The following is a 16,286-nucleotide window of genomic DNA, read 5'->3' as shown; positions in this document are numbered from 1 at the left end:
CTTGACGAGGTAGCGCAATGAAGACCGCCGACGACATTAAAGAGATTATTCGGGCCGACTATGCGCAGGCGGCTCGCCAAGCTAAGACCGGTAAGGCTTCGTGTTGTGGTTCGGGTAGTCTTCTGGAACAGGGTAAGCTAGACCCCATCACTGCCGATTTGTACAAAGCAGACGAAACGGCAGGATTGCCAGCCGAAGCCTTGCAGGCATCCTTTGGATGCGGCAATCCCACCGCATTGGCCACTATCGAGCCTGGTGAAACAGTGCTTGATTTGGGCTCCGGCGGAGGGATCGATGTACTTCTTTCGGCCCGCCGCGTAGGTCCTACCGGTAAAGTCTACGGGTTGGACATGACGGACGATATGCTGACCCTAGCACGGGAAAATCAAGAAAAGGCGGAGATCTCGAACGTCGAATTTCTCAAAGGTGACATCGAGGATATCCCACTGCCCGATAATTCCGTTGACTTGATCATTTCAAACTGCGTGATCAACTTGTCGCCGAATAAAGATCTAGTACTGAGAGAGGCGTTTCGGGTGTTGAAGCCCGGTGGTCGCTTTGCAGTGTCCGATATCGTGGTGCGCGGCCGGATCTCTTCAGAGATCCGCCATAATGTAGAGTTGTGGGCCGGGTGTGTAGCTGGTGCCTTGGAAGAAAGCGTCTACCTGGTAAAACTCAAGGAAGCTGGTTTTGAGCAGGTCAGTATCGAGCCAACCCGAGTGTACACAGCCGACGATGCTCGGGAATTCATCATCGGAGCCGGTCTCAATGTAGATATGGTGGGTCACGACATCGATGGAAAGTTCATGAGCGGCTTTATCCGTGCCATTAAGCCAAAAGACGAGGTCCGTTGCTGTAGCCCCAGCTGCTGTTCATAAGTAATATGGTCCAGCATTGCACCGCAGCCACGAACACCGGCGTGAAAAGGGGTCTAGTTTTGTGCACAAGAAACTCGGCCCGAAGTCAGATGGTGGATGCTCTCCCCCAATTGATTGCCGATGATCAATTCACAGCCTGCAGCGCTGGCACTCATCCTGTGGGGCCGCACCCTATGGCTGTTGAAGTCATGAAGGAGTTGAGAGTAGACGTTCGTCATCACCGTTCAAATCATATCAGCGCGACGAACTCGCTCCAGACCAACGCGGCCTCTCATGCCTATGCTCCTTCATCAGCCAAGGTCTACCTCTCTAGACCAGCTCAGCGAGCACGCACGGAATAAACGCGAAACATGGTGTAAATAGTATCAAATAGCCCCGTTCATACAATCCATTGACTCACAGGGCTCTATGCGCAAATTACATTTAGTTAGCCTCTAGCCCGCTCTTTCCATGTTGCAGGATCACGTTTGGCGTGGAAGCATGCTAAGACGGTGATCACATCGCCTTCGTACACATAGAAAATGCCGTAGGGGAACCGCCGAAGGAGAGCGCGTCTGATGTCCCGGTGCACAACGGGGTGGCTTTCAGGCACGCTTTGAACCTTGGCGAGGCAAGAATCGAGTGCGCTCAGAAATTCTTCTCCTAGTTGGAGACCGCGTTTGCGATACCAGGCAAGGGCTTCGATGACGTCGGCGTTCGCTTCATCTCGGAAACGAACCCGAATCGTCATTCTTTTCCATCAAGCTCGGCGCGGATCTCTTCCCAAGATCGTGTTGCGGAGGGGTTCTTCGCGTGCGCGTCGCGGCGACGATCGAGTTCCGCCTTCTGGGCGTCCGTGACCGCCAAGCTTTCAGAAGACTCGAGGATGCTATCCCAAATTTCTTCGGCGATCTGAACGCGCTCGGTGACGCTCAACTGCAGAATGTCTTTAATGCTGAGAGAAGACATGCGGCTATTCTCCACTTTTCGACCTGATGGAGCAAGTCATCATGGGCCTTCCCCGAAAACCTTGACGAAATGTCCGCCGGCTACAACTGGCTGGCCGGGACGCATTCGAACGAATAGGTAGGATACCGGCACAAGGGTGCGCCGTCTTACGTTGATCAATCAAATATTATTGAGCAGGCACCGGGCACATCGAAATCCCCACTCACACAGTCTTTAGCCTTGACTGGAACGGATGCGTGCAGAGGTTTGGCGTGGCCTCGCTCAGTAGGCTGCGGGCCGAAAGCATACCGCCCGCCGATTTCTCTAACCAGCACGGCGAGCCCAACTAGACCGCCGCGGGCGCTTGACGCTTTCCGTTCGCCAGCCGAGGCTCTGTCCTGCCCTCATCCTATTGAGGTGCTTCATGATTGGCGGCCATGACCGTTGGATCTTTGGGCGACAGAACCTTCCATCCACCCGCAAATTTGTCCAGTCTAACCCGCAGGAATTGTCAGTGCACAATATGGTAATCTGAAGAAGCCAAGAGACGGGGGAGTGTACGATGATCTCCCGCAAGCAGCTGTGGTTATCAACTGTATTCCTCCTAGGCTTCTCTGCTCCAGCTCTGACCGTTTCGTTAAGCTTCGCCGCTGCTCCGATCTACGAATATATAGACGACTCCGGCATCCATACATTCACCACTGAATTGCATTCCATTCCGGAGCAATATCGCAGCCGGGTCACGCAGTTTGATTTCGGCGCTCCTTTGGATTTCGGCGCGCCGCCGGATTCACCATCCTCCGTTTCAGCTGAGCCACCGATTCCTCCTGCCGAGATGCGGACCGTCATGGGCAGCGGCGAATACCGGATGGGGGATCACGACACTCGAGCCGACGCCGTGCGCCTGGCGGTCGAGGCTGCGAAGAAGGACGCGCTCGAACAGGTTGCCACCTACTTGGAAAGCGTGACGGAAGCGAGAGATATGGACGTCACGAGGGATGACATCCGGACCTATACGGCGGGGATCGTCAAAGTCTTGAATCAAACGACCACGACGAGGCTGGAAAACGATATCGTGGTGATCCGGGCGGACCTTACGGCGGAGGTCGATCCGAAAGAAGTGACGCAAGCCATTGCGACCCTGCGGGAAAACGAAAGCGCCAAGAAGGAACTCGTGGCGCTCCGGGCAGAAATGGATCAATTGCAGCACCAGCTCGATGCCGCCAACCAGGCGTTAGCCGCAGCCTCATCGCCGGAGCAGATTCAGGCTGCAAATCAACAACGACAGGAAGTGTTGGACGAACTGCAGGCCAACGCGCTCATGACTCAAGCCTGGACCAATTGGGCCTATGCGCCCGGCATCTACTCCTATCCTTGGATCGCAATGCCGGGCATCAATGGATTACTGTTGCAGACGCAACGCCTCTCCCCACGGCATCGTCATCTTCCGCTGGCACAACAGATCATTACGGCACAGAGCGGTACGGTAGCATCAGTACCGCCGGGAAGCTCCACACCACCGCGGCAGTCGCTGCTGGTTCCATCTCCGGCCTATCCGCGTGCGTCTTCAGCGCCGCCAGCCGGCGCAATTGTGAATGTGCCAGCGTCGAAAGCCGTTCCACCGGTGACGAATCGGTCTTCAACACCGCCGAACCCATACCAACTGCATCCCTCCCACTTCTGGCGGCCAAGCCCTCCTAATATTCAGGCTGCTCCTTCCGTCCCACCCCCGGGCGCCTCGATGAGGCCGCGACATTTCGGCGGGCATGGCCATTCCGGCGGCGGCGGACACTTCGGCGGAGGTCATTTCCGCGGAGGCGGCGGGCATCGCGGCCGGTAGACCGAACGGCAGAAGAAAGCCTGTCATGCATCAAGCAACCATGACGGCCTCAATCCAATCGACGGCGCGCTGAGCGATCATCGCAACCACTGCATTGGGATGCCCCCTTGGCACGGACGGCATGACGGAGGCGTCGGCAACCCATAGACGGTCCACTCCCCGGACGCACAACTCAGGATCGACCACGGCACGCGAATCCGAGCCCATCCTGCACGTGGACGTGGGGTGATAGACGGTCTGCACCTCTTTGCACGCATAGGCAAGCAGGTCGCTGTCGGTTTCGACGGCCTCTCCCGGACGAAGCTCTCCAGCGTTCTCCGCTTCGAGCGGAGCGGTAGCCGCGATTCTTCGACCGAGGCGTACTCCAGCCCACAATACCGACGCATCAATGCCTTCCGGATCATTCAAGAGTCCGAAGTCGATCCCGAGCGGAACAAGCGGGTCGGCGGTTCGGAGAATCACACGACCGCGGGAACGAGGGGCCACGACGGCAGCCCCGATGGTGAAAGCATGAACCTGCGGCGGACTCAGGAACTGGTCGCGAAAGTCGAACGGCACGAAGATGAGTTCCAGATCCGGCGCCGATGACGGTGAGCGATGCGCCTGCACAAAGGCGAATGCCTCGCAGCCGTTGGACGCCAACATCCCGCGCTTGAACACCGAATAGCGGAGCACGTTAATCGGCGACTCCGCATTCTTGAACGTATCCGTCCCGCGTGCCCGAAAGACCATCGGGAGAACCGGATGATCTTGAAGGTTGGCTCCAACCTCCGGCGCATCGCAGCGCACTGGAATACCGAGCCCCGCCAGCGTCGCCGCAGGCCCGACACCGGACAGCATCAAAAGCTGCGGTGAGCCGAACGCTCCGGCTGCGAGCACGACACCATGGGCGGCATGGACCTTCTCCACGCCGCCACAGCGCACCGCAACACCCGTGGCCCGACCACCTTCGAGGACGACTCGCGTCGCGTGCGCATCGATGACGACATCGAGATTGGGGCGCCGCATCGCCGGCTTCAAGTAAGCGTCGTAAACGCTAAAGCGCATCCCGTCTTTATGCGCGAGCTCGCAGATCCAGGCTCCTTCATATGCACCGCCGTTGTAGTGCGGCTGCTCTCCGAGGCCCGCCCGACGGGCGGCTTCGACGAACGCATACGACAGCGGGCGGGCGTTACGGTTCGGTGAGATGATCATGGGACCGTCGGGGCCGCGAGCGTGATCCTCATTCTCTCCGTACCAGGCCTCTTGCGACCGGAAAACAGGCGCGACGTCCGTCCACCCCCAACGGCGAGCGCCGGACGCCACCCAGCTATCGAAGTCGGCAGGATGACACCATTGATGAATCTGGGCATTGATGTTCGAAGAGCCTCCCAGCATCTTCCCGCGCGGAGTAAATATCCGCCGCCCCGAGACGGCAACCTGCGGCTCGCTTTCGAACGCCCAATCGAGGCGGCTCTTGAAGAGTTTCGAGAAGCCCGCCGGGATCGAAACGAACCGGCTCGCCGGTGCTCCTCCGGCCTCGATCAGCAGCACCTTGAGCTTGCCCGATCGACTCAGTCCTTCCGCAAGGACGCACCCCGCCGTTCCCGCGCCGACGATGATCAGATCGTGCATTTCAGTTCCCGCTATACGTCTTTGAAATGTGGCGGTTGGGTTTGAAAGTAAACGGACCGGGCTTTCACGTAAACGAGATGCGCTAACGCAAGAGACATGCCGGAATGCTTATGGACTGGTCACTTCAGTATCAATGACTTAAGACTTCTACAGCCCACCTTCAAATGAACGGTTTATCGTAAGCGATACACCGAGTATCGTTTTGTTGATAAGGCTCCAACTCACTTTACAAAATACACGTCTTAATGGATCTATGAGAACGAAGGGAAGCTTTAGAGGCATTTCCTAAAGTTCGGGAGGCTCGATCAAGTGGAAGGCGACAGGCCCTCACTCCGTCCGACTTGGAGTCGCCATCCTCCGTTTCCGGCGAGCCCCCGATTCCTCCGTGGAGGCGGCGGCCACCGGGGCCGGTAGAGTAGACGATGCGCTCAAGCCGTCATCCTCATGCACAATGTTCTTCGCAACATAGGTCGCGAGGGTCCGATATGTTGATGGGTTCGGATGGTTATCGTACCGGTGGATCTCATATTTCGTATTCGGAGCGCTGGCCTCATAATCCGGAATGATCTCGGACACCAGATGAACGCGCACCTGCTTGGTCCGAAAAGTGTCCAGCACACGGGGAAGAACTTGAAGAAAATCATGCCGCACAAACATGCTATCCCACAAGATGACATGGAACTCACTCTGCGGATATTGCCTCGCCGCCTCCTCTTTCGCCTGCAAGACGATGTACGAGCAACCGAAGAACTGGACCGATTTATGGACATGTGGGGCATCATACGGTGGAGCGATGCGTAATCCATTGGCATCAATGGTGTACGTGACTTTGTAGATGGGAACCGAGTTCACGATCTTCTGATGAGTCGCCGCAAAGCTCTTCCGCGGAACTATACCGAGCTCATCGTCGCGAATGAAGTAGAGATCATCACAGCAATACGAGTTCGTCTTCTCTATTTTGCTGCTCCATACATAGAGACTCTCCTAGGGCAAGGGCCAACAAGACGGCAGACATATTTGCCCATACTGCTTTTGATAAAGACGTACCGGATGTGAGTCCGAAATACAGCAGGGCTATAAACCACGTGAACCAGAACCAGACAAATGGTAGTAGAGCAGCTTGCAGAGATAGGTAGACACCCACAATCGCACAGCCGAGAATGACCAGGCGGATCGGCTGCCGAGATGATCCGCCGAAACACCAAGTCAACTCAGCCTCGCGATGGACCCGGAAAACATGACTGAAACGCGAAGCATACACGTAACGAAGAAAGAACATCCGAGTCTATACGGCCGGAATCATCACGGTCTTAGATCAAATGATTACGACGAGACTGGAGGGAGATACCAGTTCATGGCTTTCCCGCCTCCGCAAGTGCGCACGATGTTTTCAACGACGACTCCGCCAGTAATTTCTGACCGTCCAACTGCTTCATGATGACTTTGGCGGCTTGGAAGAGGTCATTCTGTTCTTCGTCGCCGATCCAGAACTTCGTCTTGATCCGCGTGACCCGCTCGGCCAACTCCGGATCCTCCGTGTTCTGCACATACATCAGGTGCCGAAGTGCGACATGACGCACTTCACAGCCGCATTGACGAAGATCGTTTACCGGAATCCTCCCCCTGAGCTCTCGATCTTGCTTGGAGGTCGGGATGTCCATCCGCTCCAATAGGGTCCGGCGTGATTCCAACAACATGGAATCCATCGCGTCCAGGGCGTTCGTATCGATGAAATAGTCGATGAATGTCCGGCTCGATTGCTCGCCGTTGAGTTCAGGATGTTCGCTCGCCGGCGTCGCATCGACCACGACAATCAAACAGCCCTTAGGAAACAGACGGTCGAGCGACGTGCCCGCAATGTTCCGATTCAAGTATTCGAGGACGGCTTGAACGCCGAGATTGTCAATCGGCCCGCCGTCATACAGATGCAGATAGTGCGTCGGCGTCATGTACCACTGGAGGGTCACGTCCTGGAAGGCGCCGGGAAAGGCGGACGACGCATTGACGGCGTTGGCGACATGATAGGAGGCGAGCACGGAATGGAGCAGATCGAAGCGATCATCCGTGAAGGTGAAGCGGGTGTGATCATTGTGGACGGTCGAATTGAGCAGGATCTTGGGATGCATCCGAAGGTCTGCAAAGGTGGCCTCGTGGTACAGTTGGTTGTTGAAGACCTGCACCATGACATCCGAACGGGTGAAGTCGGACAGCCAGTAACGAAAGATGTTCTGGGGTAGAAACCACCGCCTGATCCAGCTGCTCTGGAAATCGTGGCCCAACGCCCGGCGGACCGCCTGCTCCGTAAACGTTCCGGCTTTGTCGCCGAGCCCGTAGTACACGGCCGGCAGCGTCCCACCGGACACGCCCGAGATCACATCGACTTGTTCCAGCAGGCCTCGCCGCTGAAGTTCCAGCATGGCAGCCGCCCCAAAATTTGCGGCTCGGCTCCCGCCGCCTGAGATGGCGAGGCCGACGAACCGGCCATCCTTCCGTTCCAAATCCGTCAGCTGCCATGAGCCGGCCGTGTCGGGCACCGGCGTGCCGGAGGGCCAAGGCTTATTCCATCCGGGCCGCCAATGGCCGGGCAAAAGAGAACAGCCTTCGATCGCCATCAGCAGGCACACAACCCAGATGCAGGCTCGGAACCCTCCCCGGTTTCTTCCATTGGTCACAAGCTCATCGCGTGTCATTTGATCATGCATAAGAATCGATTGAGCTGAGACACTTCGCCTGCCGATCCGCAGAGAGCTCATGTCGTTGCCGTTGATTCGCGGTCGACTACAAGCCCTGAGCCGCTGCTGTGGGCGTATCACGACATGGCCCGGTCCATTGCGGCTCTTCTGCGCGCGCAGCCTACTGCCTGCAACCACGACTGTCAACCGTCCTCTGACAGGGATTCACGTATTCCGCGCGGTGGCGCTTCAGGAACGATAAGGCCTCGTAAATGTACGAGCGATCCTGTGCAGTGCCCCTTGCTCTTGACCTCCTGATGCAGCAGGCGCATTCTTTTACGGCAGGTGACTCTTCGTTGAACCATCGATGCTCCGTGCAACCCCATTGGAAGCTTCGATGTCTACTTTTTACAAGGCTGCATCGTGATTGCCGCCGCGCTTTTGCTTCTGCTTCCGTTCTCGCAGCAGACCGCTGACTTGCCTTCGGCACCTTCATTGTCCGCGCACCGAATATCCGCGGACCGCACATTGACCGGCAACGAATTGCTCCGGATCGGCGACACTCATGAATACCAGCGCCACTTTCCCGAAACCCTTACCTACTATCAGCTGGCACTCTCGGCCTTCCGCGAGCAGAAACAAGCCCGCGGGATTGCCACCGCATTGGTGAAGATCGCCCGGGTGTATGAGCAGCAAGACAAGTTCCAAGAAGCCGGCATCGCGATCCGGGAGGCGGTTCCCATCTTGGGCCGATCATCCGATCGCATCGCATATGCACGAGGGCTCCTAATCATGGGGCGCGTTTCCAGCCGGTTGGGACAGTTTGAGGACGCGCGCGAATCGCTCAACCGCGCCGTCGGCCTATTCGATCAAGCCAAAGAGCGGCGTGGGTGGAATGAGGCATTGGTTCAGCTCGGCCTCTTACAGGTCGGCGACGGATCCGGCACATTGGGACTGTCGCTGCTGGAACAGGCGCGGCGAGACGCGCGCACCCGTCAGGATCGTGGCCAACAACTCTCGGCGGTCGTTGCATTGGGAACCGCCCACTGGCTATTGGATCAGGCAACCGATGCGCGGCGATCTTACGAGGAGGGTCTTCACCTGGCTGAGCAAGAACGGGATATGGTGCTTGAAGCGACCCTTCGGCTCCGACTTGCTCATCTTTATGAGGAAGATGGCAAGCTCGATGACGCCATTCAATCAGGCAAGCGTGCGCGGGTTCTTGCGCAAACGACCCGCGACCCCGCGACGGAAGCGGCGGCATTGTCGCTGCTGGCCCAACTCTACCGCAACATGGGACAGAATGCCTAGGCGGATGAATCGGAACAGAGGGCGCTATTGATCTATGGCCATCGCCTGACCGTCGTCCACGGCGGCCGTTAGGCATGCTTTCTGCTTCCCCGTGCGGGGGAGTTACTACATCGCGGCGACGAAACCGTGCAACTGATCAGCCTAATTTGGGGCATTTTCGCGCTCCTGGGGATGCTAATCGCATTCACACCGATGTTCGGTGCATTGAACTGGCTCAATATTCCGTTTGCGGGCATTGGCGCCATCGTATCAGCCGTTGCCGTAGCCCGGTCTGCCCCGGAGGCCAAAGGAAAGAGCGTAGCAGGGTTGATCTGTTGTGGAATCGCAGTATTGTTTGGATTTATCCGGCTGGTACTCGGCCTCGGCGTCTTCTGATGCGACACGACATCGCAGGCAGGAACGATTCGATCCCCACTGTCTGACAGCTTGTCTCCTTCCCGGATAGACTGTCCCACCGGACGCGTAGGCCTCGCAGCCGATCCCCGCTCATATTTGCCGATCCCCGGCTGTCTTTGTGTGCCAAAGGCGCGACCGAGATGAGAGATGTGAAGCGGCTGCGTTTCGGGCGGGACTCGGCGGCTTCATGCTGTTCGACCCGGATACAATCCCACCGGAGAAGGTTCGGGAAGCAGCGGGGCTCACGACCGGAACCCGCTGGGCCAAGGCGATCCCGCTGGCCGAGCTGCCTCGGATGGATGCGATTGTCTGCGGATCGGTGGCGGTCACGCGCAATGGGCGCCGCTGCGGGAAGGGCGAGGGTTATAGTGATCTCGAATACGCGATCCTGCGGGAGTTGGGCCATCCACCGGTGCCGGTCGCAACGACGGTGCATCGCGTGCAAATCCTGGAAGAATTTCCACGGGACATCACCGACCTGCCGCTTAGCGTCATTGTCACGCCCGAGGAGGCGATTCGCGTGCAGCGCCCGCCGCCGGCTCCGAAGGGAGTCAATTGGACCCAGCTGACCGAGGAAGATTTGAACGAGATGGTGGTATTGCGGGAGTTGCGATCACTCGGCCTAAAGCACCACGCGCGGAGCCGGCGTTCGAAATCCGAATCCATCCATGCGGCGTCTCGCCCTTCCGGCACGGAAAGAAAGTCGAGGTGAGGTAGCTACCGCGCAGTGACGAGCCGGGGAACATGATCCCCCATCGCCAACCGAGTAAATCGCCGCTTCATCGCATTGACTCGCGCGAGATACTCGCCGACCTTGTGATCGCCGCAGCGCTGATCGGCAGTCAGCCGAAAGCCGCGCGCAGCATAGGCATTTCCCGCCGCGGCTCCGCAGAGGTGAATCACCGCGGCCAGATTATGTTTTTGTTGAAGTGTGGCAGCGGTAGTCCGGCGGCGCCCCAGCGCGCCGGCGACGCCGCGATCCAACTGAGCCGCTGTCAGTTCGATCGCATGGCTCGGCAAGACGCGCGTGTACAGGCTGTTGAACCAGCAGGATTTCATATCATGCCAAGGACCATCCTCGATCACTCGATGATCGTGCACACAGTAGCGTTTAGCTTCCTGAAATGTCCCGTCGGTCAATTGAAACATGCCGACCGCGCTGGATGCAGGCCGGTACAGTTCCAAAGGGTTCCACGTGAGGCGAGCCCGCCAGTATGTCCGCGCGACGGGATTGCCGCTCCCTTCGACTTGGGCAAGCGCGGCCAAAAATTCCGGCGTGATGACGGCGGTCGAATGCCGGCTGAAGAGCGATCCGTACTGTCGCCAGGTCTCCTGTGGCGTCTTGACGAGCGAGCCGCTGACCGGAAAGAACAGCTCCGTCGGCTTGCGGATCGTCTGGTAGACCCAGTTGACCACCAACCATGTGGCAAGAATCAGACTGACGCCGGCAAGCAGGCGGACCACGGGTGGTGCAAACCACAGAACCACCAGCAGGCGCCGGCAGAGTTGCGCGGGACGCCGGCACCAGCGAACGACAGGCAGCCCTGGTAGGCTCCAGGAACGGCGCACGCGCTTCCGCCGGCAAGCGGACGCCATCGTGCGCGCATATGACGGAATGGACTCCACGGGCCTATTATGCCTGAAGCGGGGGCAGCTGCAAAAGCAAAGTCGCGAGACACATCAGGCGTGCACGTATCTCCTTCGTTGCACCAGGTCTTGAAGTTTCGCCTGCATCTCATCGGCCGGAAGTTTGATCCGATCGCCATGCCCAGCCAGTACCCACTGGAACCGGTAGCCGGCAAGCTTGGCAATCGAATCCACGATGGCCGGCTGGTTCCAGACCAGGTGCCGCGGCGATTCCAACGTTTGCGATTCCGGCTCCCACCACAAATGGTCGCCGGTGAAGAGAAAACGCTCCTTATACAGCAGCGCAACGCTGCCCGGCGTATGGCCCGGGACTGGAATGGCCGTGAAGTCCGGCGCCAATCCGATCGCCGCCGTGCTGTCGAGGATCCATTCGGCGCCGGGAACCGCGTCCGCATCTTCGCGATGGATAATCCGCTTCGCGCCAAATTGCTTGGCATACTTAGCCGCATCCGCCACGTCGTCTTCATGGGAAAGAAAAATATAGCGGAGACCGCCGTGCCGCTCGAAGAACTCGACGAGCTGTTTGAGGTAGCGCGGTGAATCGACCAGCCAGTTGCCGTCGGGATGCCGGACGAAGAAACTGTTGGCTCCGAATGACTTATCGGAATTGAAACCGCAGTAATAGACGCCGTCTTCGAAATGGATGGGAAAACTCGCGCGGGCCGCTTGCAAAGCCGCCTTGTCGCTGCGTTCGGTGCCGATCGATCCGACCGGGCAGGCGAGCAAGGCCTGATAGGCCTGACGAAGTTCTTCATCGGTCTCCGGCTGGCGCAGGACCGCCGAATAGTCGCCGACCCCTTCGAAGCTCGCCGGCGCCAATTGCCGGCAGGCGTCGCAATCGATGCAGGTGGAATCGACGAAAAAATTCCCGGCCACGTTCGCATCGAGTCTTTTTTTTATATCAGCCATAGACACTTATGCCGTGAGGATCCGTGAAGCGCCGTTCAGCTTCAGCCTACTACGCCACCTCGATTTTTTGCCACCGGCAGCCGCTCTTCGCCGAGGCCGTGCCGCAAGGCTTCCACATCCAGTTCATGCTCGAGACGATGCAGGACCTCGTCGCTGATGATTCCCTCGTTTCGCAGCCGGATCACCGCTTGACGCTCCGCCGTGAGGGTCTCGTGGCGCAAGCGCCGGAACGCGTCGGCCGCTTCGGGCGCGCCGTCCGCATCTCCGTTTCCTTGACTGCTATAACGTCGAGCCTGTCGCTCATAATGAACGCTCATTTGATTGAGCTGCTCAGCGACCGGCCATGATTCTTTGCCCAGTTCCTCTAAGCGGGCGAGGGCCGCCACGGCCGCCCGCTCCCTCGCCAGTTGCTCTTCCCTCTCGTGCGGCCGGCCGGCCTTGAGATTCAGCGTGCGAATAATCGGAGCGAGCGACAGCCCTTGAATCACCAATGTCGCCAGAATCACGCTGAAGCTCAAGAGAATGATCTCCGACCGAAAGGGAAAGGGGGCGCCGTCCGCCGTGGTATGCGGGAGCGCCAGCGCCGCAGCGAGTGTCACGATCCCCCGCATGCCGGTCCAGCCTATGATGAAGAGAGAGGACCAATGTGGAATCGGATCGCGCGCCCTCAGCTTCGGATTGACAAGCCTTGCCGTAACGGCGAACGCCGGCACCAAGACCAATCGCACGCCGATCACGGTTCCGCTGACCAACACCCCGGCGAAAACCAGCGATGACAGACGCTCGGCGGGCACGGCATCCCGAAACATGCTGAGCTGCAGCCCGATCAGAATGAAAATGACGCCGTTCAGCAGGAACACCACCAAATTCCAGACGGCTTTTCCCTGGATCCGGGTCATGGGCGACACCACGCTGAAATGCCGCCGCAGATGAATGCCGCCCGCGACGCAAGCCAAGACACCAGAGACGTTCATCTGTTCGGCCCCCACCCAGGAAATGTAGGGCGCCAAGAGGGTGACGGCAATTTCAGTAAAGCTGTCTTTCGTGACGCGCAAGGTATATTGGGCCACCAGGCTCACCGTAATCCCGACCGCAATGCCCCCGGCTGCGGCAACGACGAACTCCAGGAACGTTTCGCCGACCACGAACCGGCCCGTCACGACCGCGGCCACCGCGGCACGATAGAGCACCAGCGCCATCGCGTCATTGACCAGGCTCTCCCCTTCCAGAATGGTGACAAGCCGGCCCGGCAGCCGTAAGCGCTTAGCAATGGCGGTCGCGGCAATCGCATCGGGCGGGGACACAACGGCTCCCAACGCCACCGCTGCCGCCCACCCTATACCGGGCAGTGCCGCATGAACGACGACCGCCACCGCGCCCGTCGTCACGACGACCAGCCCGATCGCAAGCAGTCCAATGGGCCTGATGTCTGCGCGGAATTCTCGGAACGATGTGAAGTACGCGGCAGACCACAGAATCGGTGGCAAGAAGACAAGGAAGACAAGGTCCGGGTCGAGATGCACGGGCGGCAGCTCCGGCACTAGCGACAAGAATAGACCACCGACGACCAGGAGGATGGGATAGGGAATCAGCAGCTTGTGCGCAATGGTCGTCAGCGCGAGCACGACCACGAGCAGCACAATGATGACTTCAAGCTGATGGAGATCGTCCATCGCCGCCACGCGTTACAGACGGGACACAATCAGGATGCCCGCACTCGTGCCGGGGCAGCTTAAAGAGATCGGGACAAAAATGCCAGTCCTACTGCCCGACCCCAATTCTTTGGCATGAATTAACCATGGTATTCGCGTATGCTTGCCTGATGACTTCAGAGGAGACATGCTGATGGAAACCACACGATACCTTCTGATCGGCGGCGGACTCGGCTCTCATCAAGCCGCCAAACAAATCAAGCAAGTGGATCCGCAAGCGACCATGACCTTGGTCGGCGAAGAATCTCATGTACCGTATGACCGGCCTCCGCTCTCCAAGGACTTTCTACGGGGCGAGAAGGCCCGGGACCAAGTGTTCTATGATCCCGAGCAGTATTATCACGACCAACACATCGATCTCTTGCTGGGGACAACGGTCCAGCACCTGCATCTTCCCGAAAAGACGGCGAGACTCTCCAATGGCCGCATGATCCGCTTTGAAAAGGCCTTACTGGCCACCGGCGGCCGGCCGATTCACCTGACGATTCCTGGGGCTGATTTGCCCGGCGTGCATTACCTTCGCACGATCGACCATGCCGGCGCGATTCTGAACCACGTGTCCCACGGCGCCCGAGCCGTCATCATCGGAGCCGGCTTCATCGGCTTGGAGATCGCCGCGTCGTTGACGCAGTTGGGAGTCCACGTCACCATCATTGAAAACCAATCACACATCTGGCCTCGGTTTGCCGATCAGGCGCTGGCGGAAGCCATGCAACGGCATTGCAGCGACAAGGGGGTCGTCTTCCGAACGAACGACACCGTGCAGCACATCGAACGGCACCATGACCGCATGGCGGTTTCCCTCCGCTCGGGCTCGACCCTGCCCTGTCATTTTGTCGTGATCGCTGTCGGTATTGCGCCGAATGTCGAATTAGCCCGGGATGCAGGCCTTGTGGTGACGAACGGCGTGGAGGTGGACGAGTTCATGCAGACGTCGCATCCCGATGTGTATGCGGCCGGTGACATCGTGAACTACGTCGATCCGATCTTCGAGAAGCGCCGCCGGGTGGAACATTGGGGCCAGGCGGAATATACCGGCCAACTCGCCGGGAAGAATATGGCCGGGGCGCGGGAAGCCTATGACTTGGTGACCTATGTCTGGTCGGATATTTTCGATCTGCACTTGGAGTTCGCCGGCGATGAAAGCGAACACGACGAGGTTTTGCTTAGAGGGAAGGTCGACACGATGCAGTTCACGCAGCTCTATCTCAAGAATAAGCGCTTGCGGGCGTACTTCTCTATCAACGCGGGCTCAAAAGATTTTCAACCGATGCAGCAGCTGATTAAGTCAAAGAAAGATCTGAGCGGGTTCACATCACAGCTTCAAGATCCGACGATACCGGTGAAGACATTGACCGCAGCAAAGTAACATCGCCCCGGCCGCGCTGGGCGAAACCAAAAAGAAAGGCGCAAAGCCGCTCGACACGATTCTAAAAAAGGGCGGCCTCTAATCGTTGCCGAAGCAGTTCAGAAACGAATTGCCAGACGCCTTCGAGCGCTGGGAAAGAACCCGCGCCCGCACGGTGTCAAACAACTCGCCGGCGAAGAAGATCTGTGTCGTATTCGAGAAGGCCGTCGAATCGGCTACACGATTCGCGACAAGGAATTGATCGTGCTCATTGTCAAGATCGGCGCCCGCAAGGAAGTGTACCCTTAATGGTCCATGGTCATGGCTTGCTGAGAATCCCGTCGGTCTTCTGCCCCCAAACTCCCTTGAAGACGAACTCCGACATGTGTTTTCGTTCCCGCGGCTTGAATTCCCGCTCGCGCAGATAGTCGGGCAACTGGTCCGGATCGCCGGGATAACCGATCGCGATCATCGCGACAGGATCATGGCCGGCGGGGATATTCAAATCCTTCCGCGCCTTCTCCACATCGTAGCCGGCCATTTGATGGACGATGAGACCGAGTGCCGTCGCTTGGATGACCAGGCTGAACACCGCCATGCCGGTATCGTGGAAGGCATGGCGGTTCGGCGTCCCGTCGTCTTCGAAATTCAGTCGAGCCACCGACAGCGCCAATACCGGCGCGCGAAAGCTCCACTTCTTATTCCCCTCCTTCAGACACTCGAACAAGCGGCGATAGCCGGCTTCATCCTCCTTGGTCGCCATGACGAACGACCAGGGCTGTTCATTATTTGATGAAGGCGCCCAGCGGGCCGCTTCGAAGAGACTCAGCAATTTTTCCGGCTCCACCGGCCGCTCCGAAAACGCGCGCGGACTCCAGCGCCGCCGCAGCAAGTCGTGGATGGAATAGGCGGTGTTCGCAGGCTTTTCCATGAGCGGCTCCTTTGTTCTTGCGATATCTCGTTGATGTCCTCACCGCATGAGCCGATCCTGCAGGACAACGGCCCGAGAAGTGCAGGCCGGTCTTGATTGCT

Annotated in this window: 17 protein-coding genes; 8 read left to right on the top strand and 9 right to left on the bottom strand. The window is 58.5% G+C overall.

Annotated features, from left to right (window positions below):
- Positions 1-17 precede the first annotated feature (17 nt).
- Both ACWGXE_RS00345 and ACWGXE_RS00340 read left to right on the top strand, forming a co-directional pair.
- Positions 18-878 carry an arsenite methyltransferase gene (locus tag ACWGXE_RS00345; RefSeq protein ID WP_447600379.1) on the top strand — a complete coding sequence of 287 codons (861 nt, stop codon included), beginning with the start codon at positions 18-20 and terminating at the stop codon, positions 876-878.
- A 5-nt stretch (positions 879-883) separates the two neighbouring features.
- A complete protein-coding gene (locus ACWGXE_RS00340) occupies positions 884-1,219 on the top strand; it encodes an arsenate reductase/protein-tyrosine-phosphatase family protein (protein WP_447600378.1) in 336 nt (111 codons plus the stop codon).
- Between the two features lie 86 nt (positions 1,220-1,305).
- Here the strand turns inward: ACWGXE_RS00340 and ACWGXE_RS00335 are convergent, their stop codons facing one another.
- Complete coding sequence (locus ACWGXE_RS00335) at positions 1,306-1,608, bottom strand: type II toxin-antitoxin system RelE/ParE family toxin (RefSeq protein WP_447600377.1); 303 nt, start codon at positions 1,606-1,608, stop codon at positions 1,306-1,308.
- A complete protein-coding gene (locus tag ACWGXE_RS00330) occupies positions 1,605-1,826 on the bottom strand; it encodes an addiction module protein (protein ID WP_447600376.1) in 222 nt (73 codons plus the stop codon). The genes ACWGXE_RS00335 and ACWGXE_RS00330 overlap by 4 nt, the downstream gene beginning before the upstream one ends.
- A 541-nt stretch (positions 1,827-2,367) precedes the next feature.
- Between ACWGXE_RS00330 and ACWGXE_RS00325 the strand changes: the two genes are divergently transcribed.
- The gene (locus tag ACWGXE_RS00325) at positions 2,368-3,645 is read left to right on the top strand and encodes a hypothetical protein (RefSeq protein WP_447600375.1); all 1,278 of its coding nucleotides are present in this window, start codon (positions 2,368-2,370) and stop codon (positions 3,643-3,645) included.
- Positions 3,646-3,675: 30 nt separating this feature from the next.
- Here ACWGXE_RS00325 and ACWGXE_RS00320 read toward each other — a convergent pair whose 3' ends face one another.
- From ACWGXE_RS00320 to ACWGXE_RS00310, 3 genes are all read right to left on the bottom strand, one after another.
- Positions 3,676-5,259, bottom strand: coding sequence for a GMC family oxidoreductase (locus ACWGXE_RS00320; RefSeq protein WP_447600374.1), 1,584 nt, complete (start codon positions 5,257-5,259; stop codon positions 3,676-3,678).
- A gap of 327 nt (positions 5,260-5,586) precedes the next feature.
- Positions 5,587-6,111, bottom strand: a complete 525-nt coding sequence (locus ACWGXE_RS00315; protein ID WP_447600373.1) for a hypothetical protein — start codon at positions 6,109-6,111, stop codon at positions 5,587-5,589.
- A gap of 500 nt (positions 6,112-6,611) precedes the next feature.
- Complete coding sequence (locus tag ACWGXE_RS00310) at positions 6,612-7,949, bottom strand: patatin-like phospholipase family protein (protein ID WP_447600372.1); 1,338 nt, start codon at positions 7,947-7,949, stop codon at positions 6,612-6,614.
- Positions 7,950-8,354: 405 nt separating this feature from the next.
- Here ACWGXE_RS00310 and ACWGXE_RS00305 point away from each other — a divergent pair, with 405 nt between their 5' ends.
- The 3 genes from ACWGXE_RS00305 (at position 8,355) to ACWGXE_RS00295 (ending at position 10,350) form a co-directional block, all read left to right on the top strand.
- Positions 8,355-9,242 carry a tetratricopeptide repeat protein gene (locus tag ACWGXE_RS00305; RefSeq protein WP_447600371.1) on the top strand — a complete coding sequence of 296 codons (888 nt, stop codon included), beginning with the start codon at positions 8,355-8,357 and terminating at the stop codon, positions 9,240-9,242.
- A gap of 126 nt (positions 9,243-9,368) precedes the next feature.
- Entirely contained in the window at positions 9,369-9,617 is a 249-nt protein-coding gene (locus ACWGXE_RS00300; protein ID WP_447600370.1) for a hypothetical protein, read from the top strand.
- Positions 9,618-9,825: 208 nt separating this feature from the next.
- Complete coding sequence (locus ACWGXE_RS00295) at positions 9,826-10,350, top strand: 5-formyltetrahydrofolate cyclo-ligase (RefSeq protein WP_447600369.1); 525 nt, start codon at positions 9,826-9,828, stop codon at positions 10,348-10,350.
- A gap of 5 nt (positions 10,351-10,355) precedes the next feature.
- Here ACWGXE_RS00295 and ACWGXE_RS00290 read toward each other — a convergent pair whose 3' ends face one another.
- From ACWGXE_RS00290 to ACWGXE_RS00280, 3 genes are all read right to left on the bottom strand, one after another.
- On the bottom strand, positions 10,356-11,207 hold the full coding sequence (locus ACWGXE_RS00290) for a lytic transglycosylase domain-containing protein (protein WP_447600368.1): 852 nt from the start codon (positions 11,205-11,207) through the stop codon (positions 10,356-10,358).
- Between the two features lie 111 nt (positions 11,208-11,318).
- Positions 11,319-12,194, bottom strand: coding sequence for an MBL fold metallo-hydrolase (locus tag ACWGXE_RS00285; RefSeq protein WP_447600367.1), 876 nt, complete (start codon positions 12,192-12,194; stop codon positions 11,319-11,321).
- Positions 12,195-12,235: 41 nt separating this feature from the next.
- Positions 12,236-13,867, bottom strand: a complete 1,632-nt coding sequence (locus tag ACWGXE_RS00280; RefSeq protein WP_447600366.1) for a Na+/H+ antiporter — start codon at positions 13,865-13,867, stop codon at positions 12,236-12,238.
- A 172-nt stretch (positions 13,868-14,039) separates the two neighbouring features.
- Here ACWGXE_RS00280 and ACWGXE_RS00275 point away from each other — a divergent pair, with 172 nt between their 5' ends.
- Positions 14,040-15,275: an NAD(P)/FAD-dependent oxidoreductase gene (locus ACWGXE_RS00275; RefSeq protein ID WP_447600365.1), complete on the top strand. Its 1,236-nt coding sequence runs from the start codon at positions 14,040-14,042 to the stop codon at positions 15,273-15,275.
- Between the two features lie 81 nt (positions 15,276-15,356).
- Entirely contained in the window at positions 15,357-15,563 is a 207-nt protein-coding gene (locus tag ACWGXE_RS00270) for a type II toxin-antitoxin system RelE family toxin (RefSeq protein ID WP_447603829.1), read from the top strand.
- Positions 15,564-15,573: 10 nt separating this feature from the next.
- Here the strand turns inward: ACWGXE_RS00270 and ACWGXE_RS00265 are convergent, their stop codons facing one another.
- Positions 15,574-16,185 carry a nitroreductase family protein gene (locus ACWGXE_RS00265; RefSeq protein ID WP_447600364.1) on the bottom strand — a complete coding sequence of 204 codons (612 nt, stop codon included), beginning with the start codon at positions 16,183-16,185 and terminating at the stop codon, positions 15,574-15,576.
- Between the last annotated feature and the right edge of the window lie 101 nt (positions 16,186-16,286).

The sequence above is a fragment of the Nitrospira sp. Nam80 genome, from assembly GCF_965152575.1.
The sequence above is the reverse complement of the archived record's forward strand: the minus strand, read 5'-3'. Positions and strand labels throughout refer to the sequence as shown.